The 11907-nt window shown below is 56.2% G+C and carries 8 protein-coding genes; all 8 read left to right on the forward strand.

Going from position 1 to position 11907, the window contains the following annotated elements; genetic code table 11:
* Positions 1-14 precede the first annotated feature (14 nt).
* Positions 15-2252 carry a putative baseplate assembly protein gene (locus PKO02S_RS11955; protein ID WP_127582991.1) on the forward strand — a complete coding sequence of 746 codons (2238 nt, stop codon included), beginning with the start codon at positions 15-17 and terminating at the stop codon, positions 2250-2252.
* Positions 2253-2277: 25 nt separating this feature from the next.
* Complete coding sequence (locus PKO02S_RS11960; protein ID WP_127582993.1) at positions 2278-4383, forward strand: phage tail protein; 2106 nt, start codon at positions 2278-2280, stop codon at positions 4381-4383.
* Between the two features lie 23 nt (positions 4384-4406).
* Positions 4407-6047 carry a hypothetical protein gene (locus tag PKO02S_RS11965; RefSeq protein WP_127582995.1) on the forward strand — a complete coding sequence of 547 codons (1641 nt, stop codon included), beginning with the start codon at positions 4407-4409 and terminating at the stop codon, positions 6045-6047.
* 26 nt (positions 6048-6073) lie between these two features.
* Positions 6074-6460, forward strand: coding sequence for a DUF4280 domain-containing protein (locus PKO02S_RS11970; RefSeq protein WP_127582997.1), 387 nt, complete (start codon positions 6074-6076; stop codon positions 6458-6460).
* A 21-nt stretch (positions 6461-6481) separates the two neighbouring features.
* On the forward strand, positions 6482-8158 hold the full coding sequence (locus PKO02S_RS11975; protein WP_127582999.1) for an MORN repeat-containing protein: 1677 nt from the start codon (positions 6482-6484) through the stop codon (positions 8156-8158).
* 20 nt (positions 8159-8178) lie between these two features.
* A complete protein-coding gene (locus PKO02S_RS11980) occupies positions 8179-10947 on the forward strand; it encodes an adenylate/guanylate cyclase domain-containing protein (RefSeq protein ID WP_127583001.1) in 2769 nt (922 codons plus the stop codon).
* Positions 10948-10980: 33 nt separating this feature from the next.
* A complete protein-coding gene (locus PKO02S_RS11985) occupies positions 10981-11568 on the forward strand; it encodes a GNAT family N-acetyltransferase (protein ID WP_127583003.1) in 588 nt (195 codons plus the stop codon).
* A partial coding sequence (locus PKO02S_RS11990) for a hypothetical protein (RefSeq protein ID WP_164821408.1) occupies positions 11558-11907 on the forward strand: 350 nt, incomplete at its 3' end. The genes PKO02S_RS11985 and PKO02S_RS11990, both read left to right, overlap by 11 nt.

The raw sequence follows: 11907 nt of genomic DNA on the forward strand, positions 1-11907 counted from the left end.
GGGGAGGGATCCGCATGCTGCCGCAACTGAATTTGGACGATCGTGTATATGGTCAAATGGTGGAAGAGGCGAGAAAAGCTATTCCGGCCGTTTACCCCGATTGGACCGACGAGAATACGCATGATCCCGGTATTACCTTCCTGGAGATGTTCTCTTGGCTGATCGAAATGCAGCAGTATTATTTGAACCAAGTGACGGAGAAAAACGAGCTGAAATATTTGAAGCTGCTCGGTACGGCGCCTCATCCGGCATCTCCTGCGGTCGCGAGTATTACTTGCACGGCGGTGCAGGAGGAAACGCTGCTGCCGCGGGGAACCAAGCTGCTCGCGGAGCATATTCCGTTCGAGACGACGGAGACTGCGCTGCTGCTGCCGATCCAGCTGACCAAAATCATCGTGCGCTCCCATTCGTCGACGCAGGACTTCACGTCCAACAACAACAGCACGATGGTATCGTTCTATGCCTTCGGTTCTTCGCCCGCCAAGGGAAATCGTTTGTACATCGGACTGTCCGACCGACTGCCGCAGCATCATCCGGTGTCGCTCATGATCCAGATGTTCGAGCAGTATCCGATCGCCGCCAGCCCCATCGATCCGGGCGACATTTATTATCCTTCGGGGCAAGTGACGTGGAAGTATTATGGGGCCGACGAACAAGGAGTGGAAGACTGGCATCCGGTCCAACTGCTGGATGACGCCACCTATCATTTCTCCCAGAGCGGGAAAGTGAAGTTCCAGGTGAGTCAGCCGATGCTGCCGAAGGCGATTCATCCGGAAGCGGATGTCGAACGGTTCTGGCTGTGCTGCGAGATCGAGAACGGGAGCTACGAAATTCCTCCCAAGGTGGATCGGATCAGCCTCAACTCGGTCCGCGTCAGCCAACAAAGCACGCTCAGCCTCAGCGAGCTTCGCCGTTCTGACGGTGAACCGGACCAAACGTTCGTCCTCGATCACGACTTGAGCTATTCGGGCGTGGTGCACGTGCAGGTGAAGGACGATGAAGGGCGCTGGTCGTACTGGACGCCGATCGAGGATTGGAGCAAGTGCTTGCCGGAGTCAACGGTGTATAGCCTCGAGCTCAGCGAGAAGCTGAAGCAAGTGATCGTCCGGTTCGGAGACGGCCGGCAAGGGTTGATCCCGCCTGAAGGCGCGAATCGCATTCGGTTGATCTCGGTATCGCAAGACTTCGAGCCGCGCCGCATGATCGGACGCAGCACCGGCTTGCCGAATCAAGTGTTCAAGCTGCTGGACGGCCCGTTGCTTCAAGAGCAGCTCGTGCTCCAAGTCGGCCGTCGAGAAAGAAACACCGGAGCGTGGCTCTGGGAAGATTGGACGCAAGTCGCCGATTTCGACTTGTCGAAGCCTTGGGACCGCCATTATCGAGTGAATGTACATACCGGAGAGATCCTTTTCAGCAATAACGAGAACGGCTCCGTTCCGGAAGCTGCGGACCGCGATAACATTTGCCTCTTGTCGCTGCGAACGGGAGGCGGCGAACACGGCAATGTGCAGGCCGGATTGATCACCCGCTTCGAGGCGGAGGATCAGTTCCCCGGCATTCGTATTTCCAATGACGTGCCTGCCGCTCACGGCAAGCTGGCCGAGACGATCGAGCAAGCCAAAGAGCGGGTGCTGCTGGAGATGCACCAGCCCGAATGTGCCGTTACGATTGCGGATATCGAGCGCATCGTACGGTCGGCTCCCGGCACGCGAGTCGCGCGAGTGAAGGTGCTGCCTCTGTATCGCGTGGGGATGACCAACTACCCGGAGCAGAAGGCGCCGGGTCAGATGACGGTCGTCGTCGTCCCTTACAGCGAGTCGCAGAAGCCGGTGCCGAGCGCCGGGTTCCTGCGGACGATCGGCCACCATCTGGATCGCTACCGGCTCGTCACGACCGAGGTGCATGTCATTCAGCCGGAATACGTGAAGGTAACGGTGCACGCCGTAGTCGTGATCGGCCCGACCGGTCTGGGCGACAAGACGGCGATCGTGCAGCTGCTGAACAGCTACCTCCGGCCGTTCGACAGTGCGAACGGCGACGTAGGCTGGGAGTTCGGGAAGCCGGTGTACAAGGGCGATATTTACGACATTATGAATCGGGCTAAAGGTGTCAGCTATATTCAAGACGTCTGGCTGTCGGCGGAAGGCCGCGGCATCCAGAAAGATCAGAACGGCAATATCCAGATCCCTTCCTACGGTTTGGTGTACTCGGGCGAGCACGAGATCGAGTTCATGCGACATGGCGATTTGTAAGAACGGAAGAATCGAGGTGTAGACATTGGCAGACGGACCCAACTTTATCGCATTTCATAAAGCTTCCGACTGGGAGCGAGGAATCGGCTACAATGTGATAATCACCGATTCCGGCATGGCGCTGACGCAAACCGAGAAGTACGCGGTGTCCCAAATGTTCGAGCTGGCGGACTTGATCGGCCCGAGCGAAGTGATGGACATGGCGCTTGGCGACGGCAACAAAATGTTCCTCCTGGATGAACAAGCGGCCGTATGGAGCGTAGACACCGACTCCGGCCTCGTGGAACCGCTGCTCGCGTCGAATCACGGCTTGTTCGGATCGGCTTCGAATATGACTGTCTCAGGGGACCTGCTCATCGTAGCCGATCCGCATGCCGATCATCGCCTGATGGCGATTACGATCAGCAGCGGGCAGATCGTCTGGGTGCGGAGCGAGCTGTTGTACCAGCAGCCGCTGCTCGTCCTGGCGATAACGGTGGACGCTCGCAAGCACATCCATTTGCTGACGCCTCATGAGGCGTCGGAGGAAGGCGGCGAGTGGACCGTCTCGGAAGGAATGCCTTATCGGCTAATCGAGCTGGATCCGTACGGGGACTTGGTTCACATCCATACGCTGCATGAATGGGTCGTGGACCGACCGACCTCGCTTGCGCAGCTATATAACCGGTTCCAGCTCGCAGTAACTGAAGGCGGCAACACGTTCATAGCCGATCGCGGGGAGCGGAAGCTGTTCCAGCTGCGGCCTCCCGATCTGGCACGGATGATTCCTCCCGATGTGGAGGACATTCCGCTCTCGTCGGTGGCGGTCGGACCGGACGACATCGTGTACGCAGGCGACACGAGGACAGGCGGAGGCAGGGATGATGGACGCTTCCTCTTGAGGTTAGACCCCGATGGCCGTCTCGTGGAGCAATTGACCTCCTACATCGGCCATGCAGATCTAATGCGGCTCGACGCAACGAATCGACTTGTGGTGTTGAATCGGAAGGATGCTCAGATTACGCTGCTAAGCAAGGTCAAACGAACGAAGGCGTTCGAATCGACCGGCAGGCAACACGGCTTCTATTATTCGACAGCGATCGACAGTCATATCAGCGAGCTCGTCTGGCATAAGTTAGCGTTGCAAGCGAACTTTGAAGGCGATACGCATCTGATCGTGCGCTACTATGCTTCCGATTCCAAGAAGGCGATCGTAGACGGGGCGTATGTCGATTTGGACGACTACATCACGGATCCGAATATTCCGTTCCTGATCAAACAAGTGGCGCTCAAGCCGCTCTGGTCGAAGCCGCTCCTGAATCCGCGGGAGGCATTGCTGCACCGCGCTCAAGGCCAGTATTTATGGTTGTTCTTCGAATTCAGCGGTACGGATACAGGGACGCCGGACGTTTTCAGTATGAGAGTGTATTATCCGAGAACGTCTTATTTAAACTACTTGCCTGCCGTCTATCAAGAAGAGGAGCAGAGCAAAGATTTCCTGGAACGTTATTTTTCCTTGTTCGCCACGTTTCTGGAAGGTATGGACGAGAGAATCGACCGGGTCGTGCAAGTGTTCGATATCGACGCGGTATCCGGGCCTTATCTCAAATGGTTGGCTACATGGCTCGGCATCGCTTCCCAGGAGCATTGGAGCGAGGAGCAGCTGCGCAGCTTGATGCGGGCGGCGCCGGCCATCTACAGGCAGAAAGGAACGCGGGCCTCGCTAGAGAAGCTTATCGCGATCTATACGGGGGAGGCGCCGATCATCATAGAGCCGTTTCAGATTCAGCATCTGAAGGAAAAGCAGGAATTCGCTTCGATCGTCCCGCTGCTCTATGGCGACAATCCTTACTGTTTCAACGTACTGGTGAAGCAGGAGCATGCGGAGAGCGAGAAGCAGCGAATCGTGCTGCAGAAAATTCTGGATGAGCACAAGCCGGCCTATACGGAAGCGAGATTGATCGTCCTGCAGCCATGGGTGTACATGGACTACCACTCTTATCTGGGCGTCAATACGTTCCTGTCCGAGCCTAGGCTGTTCGTCCTCGACGAGCGTTCGAGCCTGCCGCATCATACGATCATTATCGATGTGGAGCGAGACAACCGGATGGATATTCATACCCGACTGGAACTGGATTCCGAGTTAGAATAACTAGTAAAGGAAGATGAAGCGCTATGAAAAAGTCCAGGTATTTTCCTTTTGAGCGTAACCGGTACTTCTATGCGAAGCTGCTGACGGTGCGCGATTTCGAGGCGGAGCAAAAGTATTTCAACGACAAGAGGCGTTTGCTCAACCGGCTGCTGTATGGAAGCGGCGTCGTGTCGGGCTTGCAGGTCATCGCCATCGACGACAAGTCGATCTCCGTGGAGATGGGCATCGCGATCGACCACTTGGGGCGCGAGATTATCGTGGCGTCCCCGGTCACATTGAAGCTGTCCATGATCGAAGGCTTCACGAACAACGAGTATGCGAAAAACGTGTATGTGTGCATCGCCTATGACGAGAAGGGCAAGGAGCCGGTTCATTCCGTCGCCAACGTCTCTTTGCGCTCCGAGGAAGTGAACGAATACAACCGCGTTGTCGAAAGCTACAAGCTCATCGTGAAGGAAGAGGCTCCGGACCCGACCGCCTTCGAATGGAACAGCATGGTTGAGGATTCGATCGTGGTGTACGCGGACAGCCAAGTGCGCATTGTGCAATCGGTTCCCCGATACGTGCAGCCGGGCGAAACATTCGATGTGGAGCTCAGGGTGGAGAAGACGTTGCAGACGCCGAAGCTCCGCTTCGAATACGTGCCGGACAGCGATGCCGTCAGGTATACCGATCCGAACGGCTCGAATGTCGTGCTGTTCGCCGAGCCGGATGAAGCTTCCGAAAGCGAATACCGTGTCACTTTTCCAATGAAGGCTGCTTCGCAGGAGCAGAAAAAAGTGCGACTCGGCGCCAAATCCGGTTCCGCCAAGCTGTTCATCGGCGATCGGCAAATTACGGTCGATGCGCGCTTCGCCAACACACTGGACTTGACTAGCCAGTCGTTCGAGGATTGTTTGCTGCAGGCTTACTACAACCGGACGCTCGATCAATCGATCGAATCGTCCTCCGAGCCTTACATTTATTTGGCTAAAATCAGTCTCTTGGAAATCGGCGCTACATATATGATCGATCGTGTCGAACGGTTCCCGTTCCAAGAGCAAGTGCTCGGCACGCCGATCCTGCATCAGCTTCTCAAGAATAAGCGCCAGTCGGGTACGGCTGTCGCCGGCTCCGCTCCGAGCGTGCCGATGGCGTTCGAGTCCGGCGATGTCGAGCTGGAGAAGCTGAAGCAATTGGCCTCCGCCGTAAGCCATATGGGCAAGGCTGCGGCATGGGAGGACTATGCAACAGGAGTCGTGGAGATTCCGATCGAGAACACAGCCAAGTCAGGCTTGAAAAGCCTGGTCGCCAAGCAAGGGAAAAGCGTCGTGTCCGGCGAAATCTCGCACGGACTCGGGGAGGGCAATGTATACGTATCGGTCGGGTTCGAGGAAACGGACACGAATCCGTTCAGCGAGATGCTGAACAAGGACAACACGATCGTATACGGTGCCCATGATGTGTTTAAAGACACGGAATTCGATACGCATCTGCCGCAAGTGTCGCTCGGCACCTTGGTTTATCCGCACCGCGGCTCGTTCCGCGTAGGCGTCAAGCTGCACCAGCCGACGGAGCTGAAGGCGCTTCGGCTGAGATGGTGGGCGATCCGCAAGCTGGAAGACGCGCCGTCGTCTCTGACGATGGAAGCGACCAGCCAAGCGGCCGCCGGTAACGCAGAGTAACAATCGCGTAGAGGAGGACGTCAGTGATGGGACAATTAGTAGTCGGCGGCGCTATGGTGCAATGCAGCTTCGGCGCCGCTCCAAGCGTATTCACGACGCTGCCGAACAACCGGGTAAACTCCGCGATGCCGGTAGCGAATATTATGGATAGCAAGCCGATGGTCAACATCAAGCCGTTCGGCATGTGCAATTCGCCTGCGAATCCTCAAGTCATCACCGCGACGGCCGCTGCCATGGGCGTGCTGACGCCGATGCCTTGCATCCCGGTTACAGCCGCTCCGTGGGTTCCCGGGTCGCCGACCGTCCTTGTGGGCAACATGCCGGCGCTTAACAATTCCTCCAAGTGCATGTGCAACTGGGGCGGGATCATCCAGGTGACGGCCCCCGGGCAATTCAATATTCAAGTTCCGTAGCTAAAGGAGTGAAACACCCCTTTGATCGAGAGCATCGTCAAGCCTTTTATTAACCCCATTAAAAAAAAGATCATCGCGCCGCTTAAGAAATCGAAGGGGCTGCCTAAACTCGTTGTCAAATGGATCAAGAAGCAGTTCAAAAAAATTCTGGGCGAAAAAGAAATTACGAAGGCCAGCTATGTTGGGATCGGCAACTACTATATAGCCAAGAAGCTGATCGTTATCGTCATTCTTATCTCACTCGTGCTAGTCTACTTTATTTTCATCAAACCACCGATGTTCCTGAACAAGTGGATGAACAAAACCCCGAAGCTGCAGGAAGGCGCATCGCAGACGATGGCTTTCACTGGGAAAGCCCGGTTGTATTCGGCCTCAGAGGCGCTTCTCTATGAAGGCGATCTGGCTGCCGGACTGTACCAAGGCTCGGGCAAACTATTCGACAACAACGGCAAGCTCCTTTACCAAGGGACGTTCGAGAAGGGGCAGATCAAGAGCGGCGACGCGTTCAGCCCTGACGGAACGCTGCTCTACAGCGGCGGGTTTGTCGAGAAACAATATGCGGGACAGGGCACCTTGTTCTATCCGGACAAGACGATCCATTACCAAGGCGAGTTCCAATCCGGCAAACCTGGCGGCAAGGGCAAGCTGTTCAATGAGAAAGGCAAGCTGGTTTACGACGGAAGCTTCAGCAACGGCGTCTATGTAGGCGATGGCATTGAATACAACCCCGACGACGGCAAAATCGTGTACCAAGGTCAATTCCTGGACGGCAAGTACAACGGCGCCGGGAAAATGTTGTATCCGGACGGCAAAACGAAGTATGAGGGTGCTTTCCTGGCGGGGATCTTTACGGGGGCCGGGACTGAATTTCATCCGAACGGCGTCGCCAAGTACACCGGGCAGTTCGCAGCCGGCAAATACAGCGGTTCCGGGCAGCAGATGTATGACAAAGGCGTCGTGCAGTACAAGGGAGCGTTCCAGAACGGACAATTCCACGGCGAGGGCGAGCTGCTCACGGATACGGGCGCACTCCAGTATAAGGGCTCCTTCAGCAACAACCTGTTCGAGGGGCTTGGCACGTTGTACGGCAAGAACGGGACGCCGGAGTACGTCGGTTATTTCCGGGAAGGCAAGCCGAACTATGCCGGTTATCTCGGGTTGACGGGTACGAAGATCGAGGAATTGCTCGGAAAACCGACCTCAGCCGTGTTCGCGCAGAACGGCGTGCCTGTCCAGAGCGCAGCAGCTACAGGAACGACCGGTACGGCAGGTACGGCCACCGCGGATTCTGCAGTAGGCGGCGGCGGTACCGGAGGTGCCGGGCAGACGAATGGAACGGTGACTTCCGCCGTATACTCGGCGCAGCCAGGCGGTACGACTCCTCCTGTTAGTGCGACTACGCCTCCGTCAGGTACATTTTATCCGGAGATGATTCTCTACTATACTCCGCTCAAGCTGGCGATCACGCTGATCCGCTCCGAGGCCGATCCGGTCGCGTCCTACGTCTCCGCCGTGCGAATTACGGACACGGATAAAGCGGCCGCGCTATTGAACGAGATCAGCAGTGTCGTGAAGGAGACGACGACTCGCACGGTGTCGGAAGATCTGCGCCAAGAACTGTATACTAGCGGCAATCTCGTGTACGCCTTCGCTTACTTGAACCGAACGCTTGTTTATGTGGAGATTCAGCAATTGTAAGATCGGGAGAGGATCCAAACATGAGAAAGTCGGTCACGATACTCGTGCTGCTGGCGTTGCTGTTGGCGGCTGCAGGAACCTATTTGTTCGCCCAGCGGACGACGCTGGCTCGGAGCCCGTTCTCGTCGACGGTGCCGTTGGAGGCGTTGTCGATGGCGGTTGCCGATGGGCAAGGGGATCTGTACATTACGGCGGACGCCCGCACCACCATCTACAAGACGACGACTGAAGGCAAGATGATCTACGCGCTTGACAGTCAGGAGGGAACGAACGGCGGCCTCTACATTTTCAACGATATGAGCATCGATGAGCAGAGGCGCATCTATGCGGTGCGGACGCTGTTAGGCGCTTACGGCATCAAGGCGATTTCGGAGGATCTGGTGCGTTACACGCCCGACGGCAAGTTCGATCGCGTCTTGTTCACGCAGAAGTACGACGCTGCGAGCGAGCTGCGGCGGTATCGCGTCGGCAGCATCAAGGCGCCACAGGTTCGCGGCACCGAGCTAATCTTCTATAATGAAGAGATGCATAAGTTTACGCAGTATAGCGTGGATTTGAATACCGACAGCGAACCGAAGCCGGTATTCAGCCATAATTTGCCGGCGGGCAAATATATAGCTTCCATCGACGGCTACGAACAGGGCAGGCTATATTACACTACCCGCAGCGGGGAAATTTTTGCCGTAACGGCCGGCAGCGGATCGCGGCAAGTGTATCCGGCGGCTATCGACACCGCGAATCATCGCAACTTCCCGGAGAGTATGCAGATGGACGACATGGGTCGCGTCGTCTTCGTCAACTTCAACACGTTAATGATCGGGCGCGTCGATCCATCGAAAGGGACGGCGGTCGAGGTCCTGGCTACGCCCAACAGCACGGCCGGTTCAGGCGCTGAGCTTGCCTTTGTATCGACATCGGTGTCCATGCTCCCTGGCGGGGAGATGCTCATTATCGATGATGACCAGCTCATTCACCGCAGCGCGGACGGAAGCCTGAAGCTGATGCTCACTGAGCTGACCCGTTCCGGCAGCGATAAACGCGCCGCCTGGTTCGTCTGGTTCGTGGCACTGCTATCCGTCCTGGTCTTGCTCTACGCCTTCAAGCTGCTCTACTGGAACATCATGAAGCGCCGAGCTTCTATCGTGGTGAAGCAAGTGCTCATTTTCACCCCGGTTATCGCGCTGTCCATGATCTTGATTGCGTCGACCGTTTCGAGCAATTTCACGGCCAAGATGCAGGAAGAGACCGAGGCGGAGCTGGCGCTGCTGGCGCGCAACGGCCAAAACTTGATCAACGGTGATGCTCTGAAAAATATCAATTCGACCACGGATTACGGCGGTCCGGTCTATATGGAGTTCCGTAAACGATTGGACCGGTTGTTCGATACAAGTCTGGAGGGCGAACATTCCGAAGGGCTGTTCAAGGCGGTCTATAAAGTTGAGGACGGTCGAATTTACCGGATTATGGAAGATGACGACAATATCCATATGTTTATCCCTTTCGAATCGACCCCGCAGAACGAGCGCGTCATCAAAGAGGGGGCTATCGAAACCGAGCGTTGGTCCGATAACGGCGGGGAATGGGTGTATGCGATTGGGCCGATCTATGATTCGACCGGCAAGGTTGTCGGCATTTTCGAGGCGGATAAGAATATGGAAGGCATCAATGCCCATAAGCGCACGGTGCAGCGTCAAATTTTCAAGGATGTGGCATGGATTACAGCGGGCATGTTGCTTATTTTCCTGCTGATGACGTACTTCGTGACCGCTTCGATCCGCAAGCTGCGCAAATCCGTGGCGAGCATCGCGGAGGGCAACTGGGATACCGAGGTGAACATCCGCTCGCGCGACGAGGTCTCCGATTTGGGCGACAGCGTTAACCGCATGGCCGCGCATATTCGCGCCTACATCAAGAACATCACGGATTCCAATGAAGCTTACTACCGGTTCGTTCCTCAGCAGTTCATGCGATTCCTGAAACGGGAGAATATGCTCGATGTACAGCTTGGCGACCAGGTGGAGCAGGATATGACCGTCGTGATCTGTAATATCCGCGGGTTCTACCGCTTGTCGAACGGGCTGACACCGGAGGAAAACTTCAATTTCGTCAACTCGTTCCTGAAGCGCTTCGGCCCTTCGGTGCGCGATAACGGCGGGATGATCAACAAATATTTGGGGGCCGGCTTTATGGCGCTGTTCCCGACCTCGGCGGATGATGCTCTGGTAGCCAGCCTGCGGATGCGGATCGAGCTGGAGGTATACAACGCGCATCGTGCGAATTCCAAATATCCGGCGATCGATATCGGCTTCGGCTTGCATAAGGGGCCTTTGCGTCTGGGGATTATCGGCGAGGAGAAACGTCTGGAAGGCAATGTCATCTCCGAAGGCGTCAACTTGGCGATCGAGCTGGAGAAAATGACGAATTTGCTTGGTGCTTGCATCCTGGTAACGGAAGACGTGATGAAGGCGTTGGCGTCGAAGGAAGCCTATGCTGCCCGCAAGCTCGGCGCAATCCGTATGGAGAACACGGCGGAGCCGCTTCAGCTGTACGATGTGTACGAGGGAGACCCGGATATGATCGCGATGCTGAAGCATCGGACGAAAGCGTTGTTCGAGCAAGGGGTCACTTACTATCAAGTCGGGCGATTCTATGATGCTCGAGAAGCGTTCCTGATGGTGCTTAAGCAAAATCGCCAGGACAAGGCGGCGCAGCTGTATTTCTACGCATGCGACGAGTACTTCCAGAACGGAACCGGGGCGGATTGGAACGGGGCTTTGTCGGTGTCTTGACGAAAATGAGCGAGTAGAGCGAGGGGATGCGGCATGCGCTATTGGACCGGAAAGACGATCAGGCTGCGGGCGATCCAGCCGAAAGATGCGGAGCTGTTCGATCAATTCGACGATGAGGTGGATTTGCATGTAGATCAGATCCAGTTCCCGCAGTCGAAGGAACGGACCGCGTCTTGGCTGGAATCGCAGCAGAAGACGAAGCTCGGCGATGCGTATCGCTTCATCGCCGAGCTGGCGGACGGCACGGCGGTAGGGACGATCGACACGTTTGCCTGCCAACGGCGGCACGGCACGTTCAAGTACGGCGTGGCTGTAGCTCGACCGTTCCGGGGCCATGGATATGCGGCCGAGATGATCATCCTTGTTCTGACTTATTATTTTCAGGAGCTCGGCTATCAGAAAGCGACTCCTCACGTATACAGCTTTAACGAAGCTTCGATTCGACTGCATGAGCGGCTCGGCTTTACGCTTGAGGGTAGGCTGCGCAACATGATCTACACGAACGGCCGCTACTTCGACGAGCTGCATTATGGTATGACGATTCAAGAGTTCCGTGCATGGCATGGTGGTTCAGCGGGTTATCCAGTTCGCAAGGAAGAAGGTGCCGAGAATGAATGCTAGGTCTAGAATGTCTAAGGTCAGCCGGAGTGTGGATAACTCTGCTGCTAAAGCGAATGCACCTCAGGTAAGCCCGCAGTCCCATTCGTTGCAGCGCAAGCCGTTGGAGCGCGGCGCTGGGCTGACCGCGGCGCATGTGATGCAGCTGCAGCGCGCTTATGGCAACCAGGCGATGATGCAGATGCTTCGCGCTCATCAAGGCGTGCAAGCGCAGTCGATTCAGCGTGTGGAAGAGGATGAATATGAGGAGGAGAACGAAGAGCTACAGTTGAAGGAGGCATCCGGGCCGGCGGCGGCGGCGATTCAGCGCGTCGAAGAGGATGAGTACGAAGACGAGAACGA

It is taken from the genome of Paenibacillus koleovorans NBRC 103111 (assembly GCF_004000845.1).
GTDB lineage: Bacteria > Bacillota > Bacilli > Paenibacillales > NBRC-103111 > Paenibacillus_AA > Paenibacillus_AA koleovorans.